The sequence below is a fragment of the Actinacidiphila sp. DG2A-62 genome (assembly GCF_035825295.1).
Lineage (GTDB): Bacteria > Actinomycetota > Actinomycetes > Streptomycetales > Streptomycetaceae > Actinacidiphila.
This window is the reverse complement of record NZ_JAYMGI010000002.1, coordinates 7,532,585-7,554,463: the sequence shown is the minus strand read 5'-3', so window position 1 is coordinate 7,554,463 and position 21,879 is coordinate 7,532,585. Positions and strand designations below refer to the sequence as shown.

The following is a 21,879-nucleotide window of genomic DNA, read 5'->3' as shown; positions in this document are numbered from 1 at the left end:
CGTGCGCCGCCCCATCGCGCGGTCTCATACGCCACTGCGTCGTCGTCCTCGTCGCACCCCGGCCCCCGCGGTGGTGCCCGGCCGCGCCGTACCGCGCCGTACCGTGCGGAGGCGCACGGCGCCTGACGAGCCGTCTGCCGACAGGACGTCAGTACTGGAGCTCGCGCGCTTCCCCGGAGGCGGCACGGGAGCGGCCGCGGGTCAGTTTCAGCCGCTCACGGTTGTCCTCGTCGGCCGGGGTGTACACCTCGATGCGCATGCCCGGCGCCACAGCGACCGCCAACTCACTGACGATCAGGGTGAGTTCGCCCGCGTCGTGGTTGGACAGCCGGCGCACCCGGGTCTCCGGCCCGGCCACTTCGTGCCGCTCCCACAGCTCGGTGAACTCCTCGCTGATGGACATCAGCCGGCGCAGGTCGCCCTCCCATTCCGGTTCGCCCACGTGCCGGGCGTAGTCGGCCCGCAGCCGGGCCACCGCGTAGGGGATCTCCTCGTCGTAGTTGAGCAGCTTCTCGCGGGCCAGCGGCTCGGTGAGGTGGCACCACAGCGTGTTCTTGTGGACGCACGGCATCGAGTGCCACTGCCAGAGCATGTCGTCGTGCGCCTCGTTGGTGGCGACGACGTCGAACCGGCCGTTGACCAGCACCGCGGGCAGCGGGTCGAGGTTGTCGATGACAGCCCTCAACTCCGGTGTCACCACTGCGGTGTTGACACCGGCGCGCTCGGGTGTGGCGTCGGCGAGGCGGTACAGGTGGCGCCGTTCGGCGTGGTCCATGGCCAGGGTCCTGGCGACGGCGTCGAGGACCTGGCTGCTGACGTTGATGGGCAGGCCCTGTTCCAGCCAGCTGTACCAGGTGAACCCCACGCCCGCGAGCATCGCCACCTCCTCTCGGCGCAGGCCGGTGGTGCGCCGCCGTGTGCCGGGCGGCAGCCCTGCTTCCTGGGGTGTTCGGCGGGCACGACAGGCTTTGAGGAACTGTCCGAGTTCGGATCTGCGACGCGCAGCGGCGTCCGCACCGGTGGTCTCGGCCAGTGCGCTGGGGCTGCTCATGGATGAATCCTTCGCTCGCGGATGAGTCCGGACGGCTGAAGTCCCGGCGTCGCAGCGACAGTCCCCATGGCTCCCTTTGCTCAGCAGCGAATGCACCGGGCGCTCCTGACAATGGTAGTGGCAGTAACAGTGTAAGCGCGCTCTACTTGCACATACGCCTCACGTGTCACCGTGATCGGTATGTTCACGAGATCCCAGACAGCGGCCGGAACGATCTCTTCCGCGCCGCCGCAGAACGACCGCCGGTGGCTGATGCTCATCGTGCTGCTGCTCGGTCAGTTCATGGCCCTGCTGGACGTCAGCATCGTCAACGTCGCCATGCCCACCATCGGCCGGGATCTGGACGCGTCCGGGGCATCACTGCAACTCGTGGTCGCCGGATACACCGTCGCCTATGCCATGCTGCTGATCACCGGTGCGCGCCTGGGCGCCATGTTCGGGCGGCGGACGATGTACCTGTGGGGCACCATCGGCTTCACCGGGTCCTCCCTCGTCTGCGGCCTGGCGCCGAACACCACGACGCTGGTGGTGTTCCGGTTCGTGCAGGGCGCCGCCGCCGCGCTGCTCGTCCCGCAGATCCTCAGCGTCATCCAGATGCGCTTCGAGGGTAAGGAGCGGGCCCGCGCGCTGAGCGGCTACGCCTCGGTGCTCGCGCTGGGCAGCGTGCTCGGCATGGTGCTCGGCGGTGTGATCGTCAACGCCGACATCGCCGGTTACACCTGGCGGCCGATCTTCTTCCTCAACGTGCCGATCGGGCTGCTGGTCGTCGCGATGGTGCCGCGCCTGGTGCCGGCCGACGCCCCGCGCGGCGGCGCGAAACTGGACCTGGCCGGCCTGTCGATCGCGGTGCCCGCGGTCTTCCTGATCGTGCTGCCGCTGGTGCTCGGGCACGAGGAGAGCTGGCCGGCCTGGACGTTCGTCTGCATGGCGGTCGGCGTGCTGCTCGCCGCGGTCTTCGTGCCCGTGGAGCAGCGTGTCGCGGCCCGTGGCGGCGCACCGCTGATGCGGCTCGACGTGCTGCGCTCGCCGGGCCTGGGCGCCGCGATGCTGACCCTGACCGGCTCGATGATCCCCTATGGCGGCTTCCTGTTCGTGTTCGCCCTGCACATGCAGTACGGCCTGCACTTCAGCGCGCTGCGGGCCGGTCTCACCTTCGTCCCGATGTCGGTGGTGTTCGGCCTGGTCGGCTTCTACTGGCGCCGGCTGCCGTCCTCCTTCCAGCCGCTGCTCGGCCCGGTCAGCCTGGCGCTGTGCGCGGTCTCGTACGTCGGTCTCGGCGTGGCGATGCATGACGGCGCGCGGAACAACGTGCTGCTGTGGGTGGTGCTGAGCGTCCTCGGCGCCGGTCTGGGCGGCGGTCTGAGCCCCCTGGTGGCACAGTCGCTTTCCGGCGTGCAACCGGCCAACGCGCCCGACGCGAGCGGCCTGGTGACCACCACCATGCAACTCGGCCAGGTGATCGGCGTCGCCGCCTACGGCACCCTCTTCCTGTCCAAGGTCGGTACCTACTCCCCGCACGACTCGGGTCACTCGCTGGCCGTCTCCTCCTTCTGGATGGCGGCGTTCGCCCTGGTCGGGGTGGTCGCCGGGTGCTTCCTGACCCGATCGCTGCTGCGGGCCAGGCGGGCCGCGGCGGTGGCCGCGGCACAGCGGGCGGCGACCGCCGCCGCGTGAGGGCGGCGGCGGTCGCGGCCACGGCGCGCGTTCCCTCTTCGTCCGAAGATCGTTAGTCCGCCCGGTGCCGTCCCCACGGCACCGGGCACGCGCACAGCGCCGCAACTGAACAACCGCCGACTCTTTTGCGTACATCCGGGCGATGACTCGTCCGAGCAACGCCACCACCGGGCCGCGGGACCGGCCCGGAGACAGGAGTGACGACGTGTCCGACACGACGGTCAGGCCCCTACCGGCGTATCCCGCGCCACGGGCGCACCCCTTCGACCCGCCGCCGGAACACCGGCGGCTGACGAAGGAGGAGCCGGTCAGCCGGGTCCGGATGGCCGACGGTCTCGAACTGTGGCTGGTCACCGGCCACCCGGAGGCGAAGGTCGTGCTCAGCGACCGCCGCTTCAGCGCCGACCGGCGGCATCCGAACTTCCCCGGCGGCATCCAGGGCCGGCAAGTGGTCGCCCAGACCCGCCCGCTGATGATCACCCTGGACGGCGAGGAGCACGCGCGCGCCCGGCGATCCGTCATCGGCGAGTACACCACTCGCAGCATCGGCGTGCTGCGACCGTACATCCAGCGCATCGTGGACCGGTTCGTGGACGCCATACTGCGGCACGGCGGCCCGGTGGACCTGGTGCAGGCGCTGGCGCTGCCGGTGCCCACGCTGGTGATCTGCGAGCACCTGGGCATCCCGTACGACGACCATCCGATGTTCGAGCGGATGTCGATAAGGCTGCTGCAGCGGGACACCACCGACCAGGAACGGGTCGCCCTGGTCGGCGAACTCCGGGCGTACCTGGACCGGTTGGTGACCGCCAAGGAGCGCGCCCCCGGCGACGACTTCCTCGGCCGGCAGATCCTCAAGCACCGCGCGAAGGGAGCGGAACCCGACCACGAGGACCTGGTGGGGCTGGCGTTCCTGATCCTGCTGGCCGGGCACGACACCACCGCGAACATGATCTCGCTCGGGGTGCTCGCGCTGCTGCAGAACCCGGACGTGCGCGCCGACATCGCGGCCGACCCGTCGCGCACGCCGCGGGCGGTGGAGGAGCTGCTGCGCTACTTCACCATCGTGGAGACGGTCACCGCGCGGGTCGCCAAGGAGGACGTCAGGGTCGGCGATGTGCTGATCAAGGCGGGTGACGGGATCATCGTCGCGGGCAACGCGGCCGACCGCGACGAGCGGGTGTTCGCCGATCCCGACCGGCTGGACATCTCCCGGGACGCCCACCAGCACCTGGCCTTCGGCTACGGGCCGCACCGCTGCGTCGGCGAGAACCTGGCCCGGCTGGAGCTGGAGATCGTCTACGACACGCTCTTCCGCAAGATCCCGGGGCTCCGGCTCGCCGTTCCCTTCGACCGCATCCCCTTCAAACACGACGCCAACTTCTACGGCATCTACGAGCTGCCCGTGACCTGGTGACGGTGGGCACGCCCGCGCGGCGGAGCATCGCCGTCCACGTGATCGTCCGTGAGACAACGTCCGGAGTCTGGAGTTCACCATGGAGAAGATCTTGAACCGCCGCCCCGCGCTGAGCGTGCAGGGCGGTGACGTCGCGCTGGTCACCGAGGCCGCGGTGACGGCCGAGCGGCACGGCTTCGCGTCCGTGTGGACCACGGAGTACTACAACAGGTCCGCCGTCGTGACCCTGGCCTCGATGGCCGCGGCGACCACCCGGATCGGCCTGGGCTCAGGGGTGGCCTGGGCGTTCGGGCGCAGCCCGCTCACCCTGGCCACCGACGCGCGGTCGCTCGACGATCTCAGCAACGGCCGGTTCCAGCTCGGCATCGGGACCGGCAGCCCGCAGTCGATGTCGGACTGGCACGGCATGTCGGAACCCCATCCCGCCCCGCGTGCCGAGGAGTTCGTGCGGCTGGTGCGGGAGATCTGGCACCTGAGCGAGCAACCGGTGGACCATGACGGCCGGTTCTACCAATGTCACCTGCCCGCCGACCCGTCCGTCCCGCCGCCGGCCGGTCCGCTTCCGGTGCTCATGGCCGCCGTGCAGCCGGCCATGCTGCGCGCGGTGGGCGCGGTCGCCGACGGGCTGGTGGGCCACCCGCTGTACACCCCCCGCTATATCGAGGAGGTCGTGCGCCCGTCGCTGGCGGCGGGCGCGCGGCGGGCCGGCCGCGAGGAGGACGTGCCGGTCAACGGCATGATCATCTGCGCGGTCGACGACGACCCGGCGGTGGCGCGGCGGGCCGCGGCGGTGCAGATCGCCGCGTACGCCACCCGACGCGCCTCCGACGCGATGCTGGAGTTCAACGGCTACACCGAGGAGACCGCGGCGATCCGCTCGGCCTTCGCGGCCAAGGACTACCTGGCCATGACGGCGGCCGTCTCGGACCGGATGCTAGAGGACATCGCGGTCTTCGGCACGCCGAAGGAGGCGATGGAGCGCTACCAGGAGCGCTACGAAACGCTCTACGAGCAGCCGATGCTCTACTCGCCGAACGCGGCGCTGCCCACCGCATACCTGCGCGACAACATCCAGGCGCTGTGCGAGACGTTCGCCTACGTCGAGGACCGGGCCGAGGACTGACCGGCGCGTCCCCCTGAGACGTCCGGGCCCGTCGCGACCCCCGCGCGGCGGGCCCGGACCTTCCCTTCTCGGCGTGCCGCCGCCCGGTCGCCGCCGAAGAGCCGATCCGCTGCCGAACGACTACCGCGGCGGCGCGAGCAGCGGGCGCTGGGCGCGCTTGTGCCCTGCGTAGTCGGCGCGGGCCGCGCGGGTGGACTCCAGGTCCGCGACCTCGCCGACCGGCACGTCCCACCAGCTGTCGCTGTCCGGCGCCTGCACCAGCGGGTCGGTCTCGACGTGCACGACGACCGGGCCGCCGTCCGCCGGCCACGCCTTGGCCTGCTTGACCGCGTCCGCCAGTTCGGCCGCCGAGCGCGCCTGGATGACGTGCGCGCCGAGGCTGCGGGCGTTGGCGGCCAGATCGGTGGGCAGCGGCGGTCCGTCCAGCCGCCCGTCGTCGGACCGGTAGCGGTAGCGGGTGCCGAACCGCTGCGAGCCGAGCGACTGCGACAGCGAGCCGATCGAGTGGAAGCCGTGGTTCTGCACCAGGACCACGATCACCTTGACCCGCTCCTGCACGGCGGTGACGAGCTCCGTGGGCATCATCAGATACCCGCCGTCGCCGACCATCGCGAAGACGTCGCGGCTGTCGTCGGCGAGCCGCACCCCCAGCGCGCCGGGGATCTCGTACCCCATGCAGGAGTAGCCGTACTCGACGTGGTACGCCTTGCGGTCCCGGACCCGCCACAGCTTGTGCAGGTCGCCCGGCATGGAGCCGGCCGCGCACAGCACCACGTCGCGCGGGTCGGCCAGTTCGTTGACGCAGCCGAGGACCTGTCCCTGGGTGAGCAGTCCGGGCGCCAGGCGGTCGGTGACCTCGGCCGGCGGGTGGTAGGCGGCCTCGACGCGGCGCTCCCAGTCCGCCCACAGCGCGGCCTGCCGCTCCTCGTACGCGGGCGGCACCCGGTGGCCGCGCAGCGCGCCGGCGAGCGCGGTCAGCGCCTCGCGCGCGTCGGCGACCACCGCGAGGCCGGCCTGCTTGCCGGCGTCGAAGGAGGCGACGTTGAGGTTGACGAAGCGGACGCCGGGGTCCTGGAAGGCGGTGCGGGAAGCGGTGGTGAAGTCGCTCCAGCGGGTGCCGACGCCGATCACCAGATCGGCCTCCCTGGCCAGGGCGTTGGCGGCGGTGGTGCCGGTCGAGCCGATCCCGCCCATCTCCCGCGGGTGGCCGTGCGGCAGCGCGCCCTTGCCCGCCTGGGTCTCGCCGACCGGGATGCCGATGGCGTCGGCGAGCGCGCGCAGCGCGTCCTCGGCGCCGGAGTAGTGGACGCCGCCGCCGGCCACGATCAGCGGCCGGCGGGCGGCGCGCACCGCGTCGGCCGCGGCGGCGATCCGCGACGCCTCGGCGGGCGGCCGGGCGATGTGCCAGGTGCGCGGCGCGAACAGCTCGGCCGGCCAGTCGTACGCCTCGGCCTGGACGTCTTGCGGCAGCGCGATCGTGGCCGCGCCGGTCTCGGCCGGGTCGGTGAGCACCCGCAGCGCGCCGAGCAGCGCGGCGGGCAGCTGCTCGGGCCGGGTCACCCGGTCGAAGAACCGCGACAGCGGGCGGAAGGCGTCGTTGACGCTGACGTCGGCGGCGTACGGCTGCTCCAGCTCCTGGAGCACCGGCGCGGCGACCCGGGTGGCGAAGGCGTCGGAGGGCAGCAGCAGCACCGGGACGCGGTTGACGGTGGCGAGCGCGGCGCCGGTCAGCATGTTGGTGGAGCCGGGCCCGATGGAGGCGGTGCAGGCCCACGCCTGGAGCCGGTCGCGCTGGCGGGCGTACGCGACGGCGGTGTGCACCATGGCCTGTTCGTTGCGGGCCAGCACGTAGCGGAGGGTGCGGCGGGCGCGGGGATCGGGGTGCTCGGCGTTCGGGTCGAGGTGCCCTTGCCCGGCGGGCGGCTCGGCGGGACCGGCGGGCGGGTCGGCGGGCTCGACGAGCCGTCCCGCCCGCTGCTCGGCGAGCCGCTCGGCGTACAGCTCGTCCTGGAGCAGGGCCTGGCCGAGGCCGGCGACGTTGCCGTGGCCGAAGATGCCGAGGACGCCGGCGAAGAACGGCCTGCGCTCGCCGTCGCGCTCCGACCACTGCGCGGCCAGGAAGCGGGTCGTCGCCTGGGCGACCGTCAGCCGCACCGTGCCGGTCGCCGTCTCCCGCGCGGTGGCCGCCTCCTGCGCGGTGGCCGTCGTGTCCGGCGTGTGCGCCGGGTCCGCCGTGCTCATGCAGTGCCTCCAGGGGGCGTGTCGGGCCGGCCGGCGCCGCCGTGCAGCGGCAGCCGGGGATCGAAGGGCAGGCCGGGCCAGGTGGCGCGGACCGCCGCGTGCGCCGGGTCGTCGCAGATCAGCCAGGCCCGTTCGGGACCGGGACCGGCCATCACGTTCAGGTAGTACAGGTGCGCGTCGGGCGGCGCGGCCGACGGCCCGTGCCAGCCGTACGGGACCAGGACGACGTCGCCGGTGCGCACTTCGGCCAGCACGTCGATCGGCCGGTCGGGGCTGGACGCGTACACCCGGTGGTAGCCGGCCGGATCGGCCGCGCCGGCCACCGCGGGCGCGGTCTCGAAGTAGTAGATCTCCTCCAACTCGCTCTCGGAGCCGGGGCGTTCGACGTCGTGCTTGTGCGGCGGCCAGGAACTCCAGTTGCCGGCGGGGGTGATCACCTCGCAGGCGATCAGCGCGTCCGCGTCGAGCACGGCGGGGGTGGCGAAGTTGCGCACCTCGCGCGAGGCTGCGCCGGCGCCGCGCCGCTCCACCGGCACGTCGGCCGCGGCCACGTGGCGGAAGGCCCGCGGGGGCGCGGCCGGACCCGGACTCCCCTGGTGCGCACGGCCGTCGAGGTCCGGCGCGGCGGCGTTCGGGTCCCCGCCCCGGTGGACCAGCGCGCCGGCCACGGCGACGCGGGCCGTGCCGCCCGCCGCGCTCAGCGCCAGCCGCGACCCGGCCGGCACGTACGCCACGTCGGTCGGCCCGGCGAAGACGTCCGCGCGTCCGGCCAGCAGCGCCGCGTGGCCGGCGCCGTCGGGCGTGGCCGCCTCGACGCGCACCGCGCCGGACAGCGGCACCACCACGTACTCCCAGTCGTCCGGCGGCAGTTCGAGCCGGCGCGGGGGTTCGGCGGCTCCGGGGGCGTCGGTCAGCGTCCCCACCCGCAGGCTGGTGTGCCGCCAGCCGCCGCCCACGCCGCCCGGCTCGGCCACCACCTGCCAGCCGGCCGCGGCGGCCGTGCCGTACGGCAGCACCCAGCGCGCGTCGCCCGCGGTCACCGGGTGCTCCCCGGGGCGGTGCGGGCGGCCGGGCGGGCCGCGGGGTGGACGAGCCCCGCCGCGATGTCGACGGCCGCGGCGACGTCGCCGTCCGGCGGGTAGAGCAGGGCCCGCCCGACGACCAGGCCGCGCACCGCGGGCAGTGCCAGCGCCGCCCGCCAGCCCTCGTAGGTGTCGTGCGGGTCGCCCTGCGGGTCGCCGCCGAGCAGCAGGGTGGGCAGCGTGGTGGCGTCCAGGACGCGGTCGAGCTGGTCGACCACCGGCAGCTTCAGCCAGGTGTGGGCGCTGCTCGCGCCGAGTCCCGCGGCCACCGCGATCGAGGTGATCACGCTGTCGGGGTCCAGCAGGTTGCGCACCCGCCCGCCCTCGCGCACCGACAGGAACGGCTCGACCAGCGCCATCAGGCCCAGCTCGGCCAGGTCCGTGACGGCCGCGGCGGTGGCCGCCAAGGTGGCGGCGGTGCCGGGGTCGTCCAGGCAGATCCGGGTCAGCGCCTTGCCGCCGTCCAGTCCCTGCGCGGCGATCGACCGCGGCGTGCAGGCAGTGAAGCGGTCGTCCAGTTCGAAGACCGCGCCGTGCAGCCCGCCGCGGTTCATCGACCCTATGGCGACCTTGTCCTCCAGCGCGCCCATCAGCAGCAGGTCCTCCAGCAGGTCGGGGGTGCCGAGGACGCCGTCCACGCCGGGCCGGGACAGCGCGGTCGCCAGCCGGTCCAGCAGGTCGGTGCGGCTGGCCATCGCCCGGTGGTCGCCGCGCACGCCGAGCGCGGCGCGGGCCGGGTGGTCGGCGGCGACCAGCAGCAGCCGTCCGTCCTCGCCGCACAGCGGCCGCCGGGCCCGCTTCTGCCAGGCGCGCCCGATCCGTTCCGGCTCACGCGCCCTGATCTCGGTCAGCCCGGCCGCGTCCACCCCGCCGCCGCCCGCCGCCGAGCGCCCACGGCCGGCGCGGCCCCGGTCATGGGCCGCGCCCGCGCCCGGCGTGCGGCCGGGGCTGACGCCGCCGTCGGGCAGCCCGTCGCCGGCCACGTGGTGGTGGGTCACGTGCGCGCCTCCCTCGTCCGCCGCGGGACCGGATGCCCCGCCGCCGTCCGTCGTACCGCCGTACCGTCGTCCCTCATGCCACCGTCCCTCATGCGGTCTGCCCTCGCGCGGTGGCCGTCCCCGCCGCGGGGTCCGCCGCCGCCGTCCGCGCGGCCCACGCCCGCGCCCGTCACGCCGGTCCGTCCGCGCGGACCGGCGCTCCGCCGGGGCGCGGCGGCGGATCCCGCCGGTCGCGGGCGGGCCCCCCGGAGGCCGGCGAGCCGGTGGCCAGGGCCGCCTCGACCTCCTCGGTCGTGGGCATCGCGGTCGAGCACTCCAGCCGGCCGGCCACCAGCGCCCCCGCGACGTTGGCGAACTCGATCACCCGGCGCAGGTCCCAGCCGCTGAGCAGGCCGTGCACGAGGGCGCCGCCGAAGGCGTCGCCCGCGCCGAGCCCGTTGACCACCCGGACCGGGAACGGCGCGACCTCGACGCGCTCCTCGCGGGTGGCCGCGAGCACGCCCCCGGGCCCCTGCTTGACCACCGCCAGCTCCAGGCCGCGGTCGAGGAGGGCGTCGGCCGCGCGCCGCGGGTCGCGCTCGCCGACCGCGACCTCGCACTCCTCGCGGTTGCCGACCGCGACGGTCACGTGCTCCAGCGCCCGGCCGACCTGCGCCGCGGCCTCCTCGGGCCCGGTCCAGAACATCGGCCGGTAGTCCAGGTCGAGCACCGTGTACGGGCGGCGGGCGCGGGCCCGCCAGCCGGCGAAGTGCGCGGCGCGGCTGGGCTCGGCGGACAGGCCGGTGACGGTCGACCAGTGCACGCCCGCCGCGCGGATCGCGTCCAGCGGCAGCTCGTCCGGCTCGATCATCAGATCGGGCGCGCCGCCGTGCCGGTAAAAGTACAGCGGGAAGTCGTCCGGCGGGAACACCTCGCAGAAGGTCACCGGCGTGGGCGGGCCGTCCGGCGCGGTGATCGGCGTGATGTACGCGGGGTCGACGCCGAGGCGCGCGGCCTCGGCCCGGACATAGCGGCCGAACGGGTCGCGGCCGACCCGGGTGACCAGCGCGGCGTCGCGGCCGTGCCGGGCCGCGGCCACCGCGACGTTGGTGGCGCTGCCGCCGAGGAACTTCTCGAACGTCCTGACCTCGTCGAGGCCGACGCCGTGGTCCAGCGGGTAGACGTCGACGCCGGTGCGTCCGATCGCGAGCAGGTCGTGGGCCATCGCTCAGCCCTCCCGCCGGCCGGCGCGCCGCCGGAGGCGGCGGAGCCCACCGGGTCGGCCAGCGACAGCAGATACGCGAGCGAGGCGCGGACGTCGTCGGCCGGATCGGGGGCGCCGCCCTCGCCGGGAGCCGCCGCGAGCACGGTGTCCTGCTCCAGCACGTACCAGCCGGCGTACCCGCGGGCCTCCAGCAGGCCGACGATCGCGGCGATGTCGACGTCCCCGGCGCCGAGCGGCGCGTACAGCCCGCGGCGTACCGCCTCGGTGTACGTGAGCGCGCCGGTGCGCACCCGCAGCGCCAGGTCGCGGCGGACGTCCTTGAGGTGGACGTGGGCGACGCGCTCGGGCCGGCGCGCGGCGACCTCGACGGGGTCGCCGCCGCCGATGACCAGGTGGCCGGTGTCCAGGCAGAGGCCGATCCGGGAGCCGTCCAGCACCCGCCCGGTCTCCTCCCCCGACTCGACCAGGGTGCCGACGTGCGGGTGCAGCGCCGCGACCAGGCCGGCCGCCGCGGCGGCGTCGGCGATCCGGTCGAGGGCGGCCAGCAGCCGCTCCCAGCCCGCGGCGTCCAGCGGCGGCCGGCCGTCGTAGCCGTCGGCGCCGGAGGCCGCGGCGACGACGAGCGTGCCGGCGCCCGCGGCGGCGAGTCCGGCGATCGCCGCCTCGACGCCGGGCAGCGGGTCGTGGTCCCGGTCGTGCAGCACGACCGGCACGAACTGGCCGACGGCGCGCAGCCCGTGGGCCGCCAGGACCGCGGCCTTCTCGGCCGGCGCGTCGGGCAGGAAGCCCTCGGGCCCGAACTCGGCGGCGGCCAGTCCCACGTCGCGCATCTGCCGCAGCACCGCCTCGGGGGCGAGCTGGTGGCCCCAGCCGGGCACCTCCGACACTCCCCACGAGATCGGCGCGCCGGCGATGCGCGGGGCGAGGGACGCGGTCATGAGCGGTCTCCCATCGTGGTCGGACACGGCGTGCGCGGGGCGGGCCGGGTACGCCGGCCGCGAGTCAGTGAGTCAGTAGGCGGCCACCGACATCTCGAACGAGTAGCGGGACGCGCGGTACACGTGCGCGCCGTACTCGACCGGGTGGCCGGAGTCGTCGTACGCGGTGCGGGTCATGGTCAGCAGGGGCGCGCCGCGGGTCTCACCGAGCAGCCGGGCCTCCGCGGCGGTGGCGCGGCGCGCGCCGATGGACTGGCGGGCGGTGCGCAGCCCCGCGCCGGACTGCCGCAGCAGCCGGTACAGGCCGGTCTCGGCGAGGGCCTGCGCGGTGACGGTGTCGCGGGCGGCCGGCAGGTGGTTGTGCAGCAGGGCGATCGGCTGGTCGTCGGCGTAGCGCAGCCGGCGGAAGGCCACCACCTGCGCGCCCTCCTCGACGCGCAGCGCGGCGGCCACCGCGGGTCCCGCCGGGACGGTGCCGAAGGACAGCACCTCGGTGCGCGGCCCGCGCCGGTCGCGTTCCAGGTCCTCGTAGAGGCTGGTGAACTCCACCCGGCGGCGTATCCGGTCGGTGACGACCTGCGTTCCCACGCCGCGCCTGCGCGCCAGCAGGCCCTTGTCCACCAGGTGCTGCATGGCCTGCCGCACGGTCGGGCGGGACAGCCCGAACTCGCCGGCCATGGCGATCTCGTTGCTCAGCCGGGTGCCGGGCGGCAGCACCCCGGTCTCGATCAGGCGCTGGAGCTGCTGGGCGAACTGGAAGTACAGCGGGACCGGGCTGCTCCGGTCGATGGTGATCATCCTCGCGTACGAATCCACGCCACCCCTCCCAGCCGGCCGCGGGTGTGCGCGCCGGCCCACCGCGGTTCCTCCGGAGTGCCGCACGTCCGTATGTCATAACAAATACTTGCCTGGGCCGTCCACCACGACGTAGAAAGCAGAAGGTCACCGCACCGTCACGGCACCGCACCGCACGAAAGGCTCCAGGCATGCGCATCGGACTCATCGGCACCGGCCGCATCGGCGCGTTCCACGCCGCGACCCTGGCCCGGCTGCCGGCGGTGACCTCGCTCGTGGTGCACGACGCCGACGACCGCTCGGCGCGCGCGGTGGCGGAGAAGGTCGGCGCGCGGGTCGCCGGCGACCTGGACGGGCTGCTCGGCGATGGGCTGGACGGCGTGGTGATCGCCGCGCCGACCGGCGCGCACGCCGAGCTGATCCTGGCCGCGCAGCGCGCGGGGCTGCCGACCTTCTGCGAGAAGCCGGTGGCCGGGACGCTCGCCGAGACCGACGCGGTGCTCGCCGCGCTCGGCGGCGCGGACGGCGCCGGCGCGCCGCTGCACATCGGCTTCCAGCGGCGCTTCGACGCCGGCTACCTGGCGGCGCGCGAGGCGGTGGCGAGCGGCCGGCTGGGCTGGACCCACACCCTGCGCGCCTGCACCTCCGATCCGACGCCGCCGCACGCGTCCTACATCCCCGGCTCCGGCGGCATCTTCCGCGACTGCTCGGTGCACGACTACGACGCGGTGCGCTGGGTGACCGGCCGGGAGGTCGTCGAGGTCTACGCGACCGGCGCCAACCGCGGCGAGGAATTCTTCGCGGCGGCCGGCGACGTGGACACCGGCGTCAGCGTGCTCACGCTGGACGACGGCACGCTGGCCACCTGCACCGCGACCCGCTACAACGGCGCGGGCTACGACGTGCGGCTGGAGGTGTGCGGCTCCAAGGGCACGCTGGTGGCAGGCCTGACGGACCAGACCCCGCTGGTGTCGGCCGAGGGCGCGTCCTGGCCGGGCGGCGCGCCGCACCCGGGCTTCATGGAGCGCTTCGCGGACGCCTACCGGGCGGAGCTGATCGCGTTCACCGAGATGGCGGCGGGGCTGCGGCCGAGTCCGTGCACCGCGCTCGACGCCCGCGCGGCGCTCGCGGTCGCGGACGCGGCGTCGCGCTCCCGCGCGGAGTCCCGCCCGGTGGCGGTCCCGCCGGCCCCGGCCGCGACCGCGGAGTGAGGGCGCGAGACAGGGGCCGCCCGGGAAGTCCGGGCCCGGGGCGGCAGGCGTCCTGGGGACCTACGAGCACGCGGCGGCAGGCGTCCCGGGCGCCTACGCCTGCGCGGCGGCCGGGCCGCCGTTGAGCAGCGCCTCGGCGTAGGAGCGGAAGGCGGTGACCAGCCGGCCGCGCTCGCCGGCCCGGGTGGCCAGGACGACATGGCTCGGGTCGACGCCGCGCAGCGGCACCAGGGTGAGGTCGGTGCGGAAGACGGCCGTGCCGACGCCGAGCGGGACGATCGCCAGCGCCTGCCCCGACGCGACGAGTTCGATCTTGTCCTCGACCGCGCCGATCAGCGGGCCGTCCGGCGCGGGGCGGCCGTCGGGCCGGGGGTCGACGCGCCAGAAGGCGTCCAGCTCGGGGTCCGGTATCCGCGGCATCGGCTCGTCCGCGACGTCGTCGAGACTCACCGAGTCCTTGCCGGCCAGCCGGTGGTCGCGCGGCATCATCAGCGCCCGCGGCTCGTCGTACAGCACCGTCACGTGCAGGCCCTCGGTGGGGAACGGCAGCCGGCCCACCGCCGCGTCCGCCCGGTGGTCGAGCAGCGCCCCGGCCACGTCGCCGAAGTTTAGGTGCACGGTGCGCACGTCGGCGTCGGGATGGCGGCGGCGCAGGGCGCGCACCGCGGGCGTGACGATGGTGCCGGAGATGTAGCCGATCGTGACGCGGCTCGGCTCGGCGGCCGCCCTGGCCCGCGCGGCGGCCTGCGCGGCCGAGCGCAGCACCGCCCTGGCCGCCGGGAGGAACGCCTGTCCGGCCTCGGTCAGCTCGTTGCCCTGCGGGGTGCGGTCCAGCAGCCGCGCGCCCACCTGCTGTTCGAGGCGGGCGATCTGGCGGCTGAGCGAGGACTGGGTGAGGTGCAGGTCGGCCGCGGCGCGCCCGAAGTGGCGGTGCTCGGCGACGACGGTGAAGCTGCGGACGAGTCGCAGGTCGAGGTCCGCGGGAACGGGCGGGGTCCGGTCCCGCGATGCCGGCGGTGCGGCCGACGGCGCAAGCGGTGCGGCCGGCGGCGCGGATGACCGCGGGCCCGGACCTGCGGCTGACGGCGGGGTCGGAGCCTTCATGCGTTCACCGTAACGCGCCACGAGTCGCCGTGTCGCCCGGCGATCGGCTGTGAGCTGCGGTGATGCGCGGATCGGGATGCGCGGCCCGGAACACTCATTGGACCTCGCCCGCCGTCCGCCGCCACCGTGGAGACACGGACGGCACAGGCCGGTCCCACGAGTACGAGCGGAAGCGGGCCATGAACGAGATCTGGATTCTGGGCGCCACCGGGCGGTCCGGACGCGCGATCGCCCAGCGGCTGGTAGCGGCGGGCGTGACGCCGGTGCTGGTCGGGCGTGACGAGGAGCGGCTGCGGGAGACGGCCCGGCAGCTGGCCGCGCGGGCGGACGGCGGACCGGACGACGTCTCCGGAGACGCGGGCGGCTCCGGGAGCGCGCGCGGGTCCCGGGTCGGGGACGAGGGCGGGTCCGGGCGGGCGGGGCTGCCGCGCACGGTGGTCGCCGGGTCCGTCGAGGCGGTCGCCGCGCGCGTCGCGGACGGCGCGCCCGCGGTCGTCGTCAACACCGTCGGACCGTTCACCCGCACGGCCGCTCCGGTGCTGGACGCGTGCCCGCCCGGCACGCACTACCTCGACCTGGCGAACGAGCTGCCCGCCGTCACGAGCTTGCTGGACCGGCACGAGCGGGCGGTCGCCGCCGGGAGCTGCCTGGTGACCGGCGCGGGCTACGGCGTGCTCGGCACCGAGAGCGTGCTGCTGAAGCTGTGCCAGGGCCGGCCCGGCCGCACCGGGTCCGGGTCGACGCGGTGCCGGCGCTGGTGAACGAGGGGGGCGCGGTCGGCGCGGCGCTGGCCGGGTCGCTCGTCGACGGGCTCGCGGCCGGCGGGCGGCAGTACGCGAACGGGCGGCTGGTGCGCGCGGCGGTCGGCGGGGACGTCGAGTCCCTCACCCTCCCCGACGGCGTCGCGGTGCGTACCGGCCGGGTGCCCAGCGGCGAACTGGAGGCGGCCCGGCGCGCCAGCGGGGCGCCGAACGTCGTGTCGGGGTCCAGCGAGATCCCGACCTCGCGGGTGCTGCGCGTGGTGATCCCGGTCGCCGCCCGGCTGCTGGCGATGCCGGCGCTCGGCAACGCCGCCAAGCGCCGTCTGGCCACGGTCACCGTCAAGCCGGGCCCGATGCGGCGCGAGTCCACCTGGGCGCGGGCCCGGGTGGAGGACGCGGACGGCTCGGTCCGCGAGGGCTGGATGTGCGCGGGCGACGCCATGTCGTTCACCAGCGGTGCGGCGGCCGAGGTCGCCGCGCGGCTGGCCCGCGGCGAGGGCCGGCCGGGCGCGTACACGCCGGGCGCGCTGTTCGGCCCGGAGCTGGCGGAGGCGGCCGGGGGCCGCTTCATCCTCGGCTGAGCGCGCGACGGCCGGGGCACGGGGGGCCGCGTCAGGCCGCGTCACGTCTCGTCAGGTCTCGTCAGGTCTCGTCACGTCGGGTCACGTCAGGTCCGGCCAGGCCAGGTCAGGTCAGGTCAGGTCACGCCGTGGGGATCTCCGCCGTCGCCGTGGTCCAGGCGCGGGCCTGTTCGGTGAGGGTGATGCCGAGGCCGGGCCGCGTCGGCAGGCGCATCCGGCCGTCGCGGATCTCCAGGCGCTCGGCGAACAGCGGCTCCAGCCACTCGAAGTGCTCGACCCACGGCTCGTACGGATAGGCCGCGGCCAGGTGCAGGTGGATCTCCATCGCGAAGTGCGGCGCGAGGTCGAGGCGGTGGTGCTCGGCCAGCGCGGCGAGCTTGAGGAACTGGGTGATGCCGCCGACGCGCGGCGCGTCGGGCTGGATGATGTCGCAGCCGCGGGCCTCGATCAGCGTGGTGTGCTCGGCGACGCTCGCCAGCATCTCGCCGGTGGCGACCGGCGTGTCCAGGGCCGCGGCGAGCGCGGCGTGGCCCTGCGCGTCGTAGGCGTCGAGCGGCTCCTCGATCCAGGTCAGCCCGAACGGCTCCAGGGCGCGGCCGAGCCGCAGCGCGGTGGCGCGGTCCCACTGCTGGTTGGCGTCGACCATCAGCGGCACCGCGTCGCCCAGGCGGGTGCGCACGGCCTCCAGGCGCTTGAGGTCGGCGGCGCTGTCCGGCTGGCCGACCTTGATCTTGACGCCGCCGATGCCGCGCTCCAGCGCGGCGGTCGCGTTGTCGAGCACCTGCTCGATCGGGGTGTGCAGGAAGCCGCCGGAGGTGTTGTAGCAGCGCACCGAGTCCCGGTGCGCGCCGAGGAGTTTGGCCAGCGGCAGTCCGGCGCGCCGGGCCTTGAGGTCCCACAGCGCGATGTCGTACGCGGCGATCGCCTGGGTCGCCAGTCCGCTGCGGCCGACGGACGCGCCGGCCCAGACCAGCTTGGTCCACAGTCGGCCGATGTCGCTGGGATCCTCCCCGACCAGCGCGGGTCCGACCTCGACGGCGTGCGCGAACTGGCCGTCGCCGCCCGCGCGTTTGGAGTAGCTGAAGCCGATCCCCTGGTGCCCGTCGTGCGTGCTGATCTCCGCGACCAGCACCGCGACCTCGGTCATCGGCCGCTGCACTCCGGTCAGCACCTTGGCGTCGCTGACCGGGGTGGGCAGCGGCACCCGCACCGAGGACACCCGCACGTTCCGTATCCGGTCCCCGGACCGCTCCCCGGCCCCGTCCGGGCCGCTTCCCGTCCCCGTGCCTTCCGCACGCTCCCGCACCATGAGCACCTCCTCCCACCCCATCATCGTGCGCCCCGCCCGGGGTGTCACGACCGGGCGGGGCGCGGAGGCGGGCCCGCGCGGGAGGCGGGCGGGGGGTGCGGCCGGCGTCGGCGGCCGGCGTCAGCGACCCGCGTCAGCGTCCGGCGGGGACGACGCGGGTGACGGAGGCGGCGCCGGGCAGCGGCCGGGCGCCGGTGAGCAGCGGCAGTCCGCCGCGGTCGCCGTACAATTCGTAGCGGTAGAAGGCCGTGGCATACGCGGTGAGGGCGTCCTGCTGCCGCGCGGGGGTGAGTTCGGTGGCCGGGCAGGTGCTGTCGTCCTCCCCGAACAGGGCGGGCGGCGTCCACTGGGTGTTGAAGTAGTTGTGGTTGGCGTACGTCAGGGACACCGAGAAGTCGGTGACGGTGTTCTGTCCGGCGAGGTCGTCGAGGTACTCCTGGCCGGCCTCGTGGACCGCGCCGTCGCAGCCGCCGGTGACCACGGCGAACGGGACGGTGGTGGTGAGGGTGTCGCTGTGGTCGCCCTCGGGGTCGTCGAACTTCACCGGCGCGAGGCCCAGTACGGCGCGGACGCGGACGCCGGCCGGCCACTCGGCGCGGTGCTTGTCCGACGCCTGCCACATCACGCCCTTGCCCCCGCGCGAGTGGCCGAGGGTGCCGACGCGGCTCATGTCGACGTGGCCGGCGAAGGCCGGTGCGACCGGGCGCCCTGCCTCGTCGGTGAAGTGCCCGGCCAGCGGGCCGCTGCCGTGCGCGGCCAACTGCTGCCAGAGCGACAGGTGTTCGTTGACCAGCCGGGCCCGGTCACCGTAGTCGAAGGACGTCTGGTTGATGCCGTCCGCGCTGATGGAGACCACGACGAAGCCGCGGGCGGCCAGCGCCGCGCCGAGGTAGTCGTAGCCGCGGTAGCTGGGGAACGGAGAGCCGGTCTCGCACGGCCAGTCGTAGGCGTCCTGGCTGTCGCACGCCCACCAGGAGCCGTGCGCCATGACGATGAGCGGCAGTCGGCCGCGCAGGGTCGCGGGGTAGTGCACCACGGCGCGCAGTTCGCTGACCGTGCCGCTCTGCGGGTCGGTGAACGCGGTGTCGCCCAGGTCGTAGCGGGCGGTCGCGACGGCGGGCGCGGCATGGCCGGCCCCGCCGCCGCGCCGGGGTCCCCGGCCGTGCGGGAGCCCGGTCCGCTTGCGGCGGCGGGGAGTTGGGCGCCGGCCGTGAGGAGGGCGGCGAGGAGCAGCAGGACGGCGGAGAGGCGTTGCGTGGTTCGGTTGCGCTGTCTCATATCTGTGCTGACCGCCTTGCCCGCCTGCCGCGTTGCCCCGCGGCGTCCGAACGGCCACGCCGCACGGGGTCGTTCGGAGGCCGCGGGGTCGTGCCGGTCGCGCGCCCGGGCGCCGCCCGGTCGGTGGAGGCGCCCGGTCGGTGGAGGCGCCCCGTGCGGTGGGAGGCGCCCCGTGCGGTGCGGCGGTCAGAGCGCGCTTAGCAGCGCGTCCAGCGCGACCGCGGTGTCGGGGTGGCGGGCCGGCAGCGCCGCGCCCCGCGGTGGGGACGCCGTGTCCGGCGTCCGCCACCCGTCGTCGCAGCCCAGCAGCGCCGCCACCGCGTCGCACGCCGCCGGGTGGGCGGCCAGCAGCGCGACGCCGCCGGCGCCGCCGGCCGGGCCGGGTGCGGGAGCGGCGGCCGGCGCGGCCTCCCGCTGCCACGGCGGCGTCCACGCGTCCAGCGCGTCGAGCCGGGCGGGGAAGATCCGGCCGGCCTCGCGGACCAGCAGCGGCACCGTCTCGGCGCCGCTCTCCCGCACGGTCGTGATCAGCGTCGGCAGCCAGGGCAGCAGCACGTGGTCGGGCAGCCGGGCGAAGGCGTTCGACACCGCTTCCACCACGAAGTCGGTGAGCCCCGGCACCGGCACGAGGGCCTCCAGGAACCCGCTGAGATAGCGCGGGTATCCCGGCAGCGTCATCGGGCTGCCGAGCAACTCGTCGGTGCGCGAGCGCAGGTCCGCGCGGGACAGGATGCCCAGGTGGTTCCGGGCGGCCCACAGCAGCGCGGTGCGCGCGGGCTCCCGGGGGTGCGACTGCGCGACGGCCAGCTCCAGTTGGGTGCGGTCGCAGCCGAGCGACAGCGCGAGCCCCTCCATGCTGAACAGGAACCCGAGCGTCGCCGCGACCTGCCGGACGGTCGCGTCCTCGTCGGTGAAGGCGGTCGGCAGCAGCGTGCAGTAGTGCGCGTAGCCGGCCGTCACGAAGGACTCGATCCAGGCCGGCAGGACCGGCTCGGCGGTGCGGTAGTACGCCAGCAGCCGGCGGGTGCGCCGCAGCACCTCCGGCGCGCCGTCGACGCTCCGCTCGGCGGCCAGCACCTCCAGTGCGCGGGCGCCGAGTTCGTCGGCCAGGCGGCGGCTGCGCAGGTACAGCACCGCGTCCTCGACGGTCTGCAGCACGTCCGCCACCGTGGCCTGCGGGTGGTAGGCGGTGCGCCGCAGCCGCTGCTCCAGGACCTGTTCGATGCTCACCCCCTCGTAGCCCAGCTCGATCAGGGCGCGTTGGTGGGTGCCGAGCGACAGGTCCCAGGACTCCTGGATGGCCCGCTCGCCGAAAGCGCGCTCGCCCATGATCGGCCGGGCGGCGCCGTCGGGCATGAGGCGGCGCAGGATCCACAGCGCGTCGGAGCAGCGGGCCAGTTCGGCAGGCCGGCGATGTCCAGCAACGCCCGCTGCACGCCGCGCTGCTGCAGTTTGAGGCCCAGCGGCGCGAGGCGGTCGTGCACGTCCCGGGCGAGCGGCGGCAGCGCGTCGTAGCCGACCTGCCCGATCCGGTCGCCGCCCATCATGATCTCCACCAGCCGGCGCACGTCGCGCCGGCCGACCACGGTGTCCTTCTCGATGCAGGTGACCGCGGCGTCCTGGAAGTCGTACGGCGTGGGACGGGCCCGGTCGCGCATCCCGGCGAGCAGGATCGACGTCTCGAACACCGCGATGGCGTCGGCCGTGGACGCCAGGTAGTTGTTCCTGCGGGCGGCCCGCACGATCTCCACCGACCAGCCGAGCAGCTCCGCCTCGTCCAGCGGGTCGAGGACCGGTGGGCGCCGCAGGAACCCGCTGAGCCGGTCGGCGGCGCCGGCGTCCGGCCGGTCCGCGGGGCCGGCCCCGCCCGGCCCGGCCGCCGCGGCGCGCCGCGGGCCCGAGGCGAGCGCCGTCGCCGCCGTCCGCGCCGCCGTCTGCTTCCCGCCGGCCTGGCCGGCCAGCCGGTACGGGCGTACGCGGGTGCGCTTGAGGTTCTTCGCCCACTGGGTGGCGGCGATCGACACCGATCCCGGTGCGAGGCCGAACTGCGCCTCGACCGCCGTGTGGCTGGAGGGAATCAGGCCGTGCTGCCAGACCGTCGCGGTGGGCGGGCCGATCACGAAGCCGTCGGCGCCGTGCACGCCGAATTCCGCGACGCGGCTGGCCGCGTGGAAGGCGCCGCACACGTACAGGCAGTCCGCGGGATCGGCGCCGGTGGCGGCCAGGTGCTCGCGTATCCGGGTCCACATGTGGCGTTCGCGGTCCTCGTCCACCCGCAGCCGGTCCCGGTCGCCGGGCGCGAGCCGCCGGAAGAGGCTGCCGATCAGGAACATCACCTGCCGGTAGGTGTCGTGGTCGCTGTCGCCGAGCGGCAGTTCCACGTACTGGTGCCACCACTCCGACCAGTGCCGGACCCGGCCGTGGCGCAGCAGGTGCTCCTCCAGCTCCGCGAAGCGCGGCCGCAGGTCGCCGATCTCCACGCCGACCGCGTCGCCGTGCAGTCCGGCCTCCTCCTCCGGCGGCTGCTGCGCGGGGTCGGCGGGGCTCGCGTCCGGGTCGGCGGGCGGCGCGGCCTGCTCCCGCCGCCCGGCTCTGGCGTCCCATTGGAAGACGTGGTCGGAGGAGCGGTCGACCAGGACGAGGTCGACGCCGGGGGTGTCCAGCGCGTACGCGATCGCCTGGTACTCCGCGGACGCCTCGGTGATCGGCGCGACCACCGACAGCGGCGACCAGTCGGCGGGGAAGCCGTCGACCTCGCCGGCGAACGCCTGGACCGCCACCGGCAGGCGGCAGTTGCGCAGTTCGGTGAGGAGCGGCGCCATGTCCTCGCACAGCTCCAGGTACACCACCGCGGGCTGCTTCTCGCGCAGCCGCCGGGCCATCGCGAGCGCCGAGGCGGGCGAGTGGTGGCAGACCGGGAAGATCTCCAGCGGCTCGCGCCGGGCACGGTCGACGTCGTCGACGATGCCCAGCAGGATGTCCTCCAGGGCGTCCTGGCCGCCGGCGAACGCGCGGGCGGCGTCCTGCAGTTGGGTGCGCAGCGCGCCGAACGCCGAGGCTTCGGCCGCCTGGTCGAGTGCCGGGCCGCCGGCGGCGGCCGTCTGTGCGCCGG

At 75.2% G+C, this 21,879-nt stretch carries 15 protein-coding genes and 2 pseudogenes; 6 read left to right on the top strand and 11 right to left on the bottom strand.

Annotated features, from left to right (window positions below):
• Nucleotides 1-148: 148 nt before the first annotated feature.
• Complete coding sequence (locus tag VSR01_RS33540; protein WP_326452743.1) at nucleotides 149-1,051, bottom strand: helix-turn-helix transcriptional regulator; 903 nt, start codon at nucleotides 1,049-1,051, stop codon at nucleotides 149-151.
• Nucleotides 1,052-1,231: 180 nt separating this feature from the next.
• Between VSR01_RS33540 and VSR01_RS33535 the strand changes: the two genes are divergently transcribed.
• From VSR01_RS33535 to VSR01_RS33525, 3 genes are all read left to right on the top strand, one after another.
• Nucleotides 1,232-2,725 (top strand): MFS transporter, encoded by a 1,494-nt coding sequence (locus VSR01_RS33535; RefSeq protein WP_326452742.1) that lies wholly within the window; start codon nucleotides 1,232-1,234, stop codon nucleotides 2,723-2,725.
• 205 nt (nucleotides 2,726-2,930) lie between these two features.
• Entirely contained in the window at nucleotides 2,931-4,142 is a 1,212-nt protein-coding gene (locus VSR01_RS33530; protein ID WP_326452741.1) for a cytochrome P450, read from the top strand.
• Nucleotides 4,143-4,221: 79 nt separating this feature from the next.
• Nucleotides 4,222-5,265 (top strand): LLM class flavin-dependent oxidoreductase, encoded by a 1,044-nt coding sequence (locus VSR01_RS33525; protein ID WP_326452740.1) that lies wholly within the window; start codon nucleotides 4,222-4,224, stop codon nucleotides 5,263-5,265.
• Nucleotides 5,266-5,385: 120 nt separating this feature from the next.
• On the opposite strand, the gene iolD is transcribed toward VSR01_RS33525, so the two are convergent.
• The 6 genes and pseudogenes from iolD to VSR01_RS33495 form a co-directional block, all read right to left on the bottom strand.
• Nucleotides 5,386-7,506: a 3D-(3,5/4)-trihydroxycyclohexane-1,2-dione acylhydrolase (decyclizing) gene (gene iolD, locus VSR01_RS33520; RefSeq protein ID WP_326452739.1), complete on the bottom strand. Its 2,121-nt coding sequence runs from the start codon at nucleotides 7,504-7,506 to the stop codon at nucleotides 5,386-5,388.
• The gene (locus tag VSR01_RS33515; protein WP_326452738.1) at nucleotides 7,503-8,546 is read right to left on the bottom strand and encodes a 5-deoxy-glucuronate isomerase; all 1,044 of its coding nucleotides are present in this window, start codon (nucleotides 8,544-8,546) and stop codon (nucleotides 7,503-7,505) included. Before VSR01_RS33515 ends, iolD begins: the two co-directional genes overlap by 4 nt.
• Nucleotides 8,543-9,454, bottom strand: a complete 912-nt coding sequence (locus VSR01_RS33510; RefSeq protein WP_442785734.1) for a Cgl0159 family (beta/alpha)8-fold protein — start codon at nucleotides 9,452-9,454, stop codon at nucleotides 8,543-8,545. Before VSR01_RS33510 ends, VSR01_RS33515 begins: the two co-directional genes overlap by 4 nt.
• A gap of 301 nt (nucleotides 9,455-9,755) precedes the next feature.
• Nucleotides 9,756-10,790, bottom strand: a complete 1,035-nt coding sequence (gene iolC, locus VSR01_RS33505) for a 5-dehydro-2-deoxygluconokinase (protein ID WP_326452736.1) — start codon at nucleotides 10,788-10,790, stop codon at nucleotides 9,756-9,758.
• An 80-nt stretch (nucleotides 10,791-10,870) separates the two neighbouring features.
• A pseudogene (locus tag VSR01_RS33500) lies at nucleotides 10,871-11,620 on the bottom strand (TIM barrel protein); the annotation flags it as partial.
• A 180-nt stretch (nucleotides 11,621-11,800) separates the two neighbouring features.
• A complete protein-coding gene (locus VSR01_RS33495; protein WP_326452735.1) occupies nucleotides 11,801-12,544 on the bottom strand; it encodes a GntR family transcriptional regulator in 744 nt (247 codons plus the stop codon).
• Between the two features lie 170 nt (nucleotides 12,545-12,714).
• Between VSR01_RS33495 and VSR01_RS33490 the strand changes: the two genes are divergently transcribed.
• Complete coding sequence (locus tag VSR01_RS33490; protein ID WP_326452734.1) at nucleotides 12,715-13,734, top strand: Gfo/Idh/MocA family protein; 1,020 nt, start codon at nucleotides 12,715-12,717, stop codon at nucleotides 13,732-13,734.
• A gap of 93 nt (nucleotides 13,735-13,827) precedes the next feature.
• Here VSR01_RS33490 and VSR01_RS33485 read toward each other — a convergent pair whose 3' ends face one another.
• The gene (locus VSR01_RS33485) at nucleotides 13,828-14,838 is read right to left on the bottom strand and encodes a LysR family transcriptional regulator (RefSeq protein WP_326452733.1); all 1,011 of its coding nucleotides are present in this window, start codon (nucleotides 14,836-14,838) and stop codon (nucleotides 13,828-13,830) included.
• Nucleotides 14,839-15,017: 179 nt separating this feature from the next.
• On the opposite strand from VSR01_RS33485, the gene VSR01_RS33480 reads away from it, so the two are divergent.
• Both VSR01_RS33480 and VSR01_RS33475 read left to right on the top strand, forming a co-directional pair.
• Nucleotides 15,018-15,599: an NAD(P)-binding domain-containing protein gene (locus tag VSR01_RS33480; protein WP_326452732.1), complete on the top strand. Its 582-nt coding sequence runs from the start codon at nucleotides 15,018-15,020 to the stop codon at nucleotides 15,597-15,599.
• Nucleotides 15,596-16,180: a hypothetical protein gene (locus tag VSR01_RS33475; protein WP_326452731.1), complete on the top strand. Its 585-nt coding sequence runs from the start codon at nucleotides 15,596-15,598 to the stop codon at nucleotides 16,178-16,180. Before VSR01_RS33480 ends, VSR01_RS33475 begins: the two co-directional genes overlap by 4 nt.
• Nucleotides 16,181-16,301: 121 nt before the next feature.
• Here the strand turns inward: VSR01_RS33475 and VSR01_RS33470 are convergent, their stop codons facing one another.
• From VSR01_RS33470 to VSR01_RS33460, 3 genes and pseudogenes are all read right to left on the bottom strand, one after another.
• Nucleotides 16,302-17,489 carry an L-talarate/galactarate dehydratase gene (locus VSR01_RS33470; RefSeq protein WP_326452730.1) on the bottom strand — a complete coding sequence of 396 codons (1,188 nt, stop codon included), beginning with the start codon at nucleotides 17,487-17,489 and terminating at the stop codon, nucleotides 16,302-16,304.
• 133 nt (nucleotides 17,490-17,622) lie between these two features.
• Nucleotides 17,623-18,525, bottom strand: a complete 903-nt coding sequence (locus VSR01_RS33465; protein ID WP_326452729.1) for an alpha/beta hydrolase — start codon at nucleotides 18,523-18,525, stop codon at nucleotides 17,623-17,625.
• A 428-nt stretch (nucleotides 18,526-18,953) separates the two neighbouring features.
• Nucleotides 18,954-21,808, bottom strand: a pseudogene (locus VSR01_RS33460) (hypothetical protein).
• Between the last annotated feature and the right edge of the window lie 71 nt (nucleotides 21,809-21,879).

What these genes read in the sequence shown, in the direction of transcription:
- VSR01_RS33525 (WP_326452740.1), top strand. Translation starts at nt 4,222, where the DNA reads ATGGAGAAGATCTTGAACCGCCGCCCCGCGCTGAGCGTGCAGGGCGGT.
- iolC (WP_326452736.1), bottom strand. Translation starts at nt 10,790, where the DNA reads ATGGCCCACGACCTGCTCGCGATCGGACGCACCGGCGTCGACGTCTAC.
- VSR01_RS33485 (WP_326452733.1), bottom strand. Translation starts at nt 14,838, where the DNA reads ATGAAGGCTCCGACCCCGCCGTCAGCCGCAGGTCCGGGCCCGCGGTCA.
- VSR01_RS33540 (WP_326452743.1), bottom strand. Translation starts at nt 1,051, where the DNA reads ATGAGCAGCCCCAGCGCACTGGCCGAGACCACCGGTGCGGACGCCGCT.
- VSR01_RS33470 (WP_326452730.1), bottom strand. Translation starts at nt 17,489, where the DNA reads ATGGTGCGGGAGCGTGCGGAAGGCACGGGGACGGGAAGCGGCCCGGAC.
- VSR01_RS33535 (WP_326452742.1), top strand. Translation starts at nt 1,232, where the DNA reads ATGTTCACGAGATCCCAGACAGCGGCCGGAACGATCTCTTCCGCGCCG.
- VSR01_RS33490 (WP_326452734.1), top strand. Translation starts at nt 12,715, where the DNA reads ATGCGCATCGGACTCATCGGCACCGGCCGCATCGGCGCGTTCCACGCC.
- iolD (WP_326452739.1), bottom strand. Translation starts at nt 7,506, where the DNA reads ATGAGCACGGCGGACCCGGCGCACACGCCGGACACGACGGCCACCGCG.
- VSR01_RS33480 (WP_326452732.1), top strand. Translation starts at nt 15,018, where the DNA reads ATGAACGAGATCTGGATTCTGGGCGCCACCGGGCGGTCCGGACGCGCG.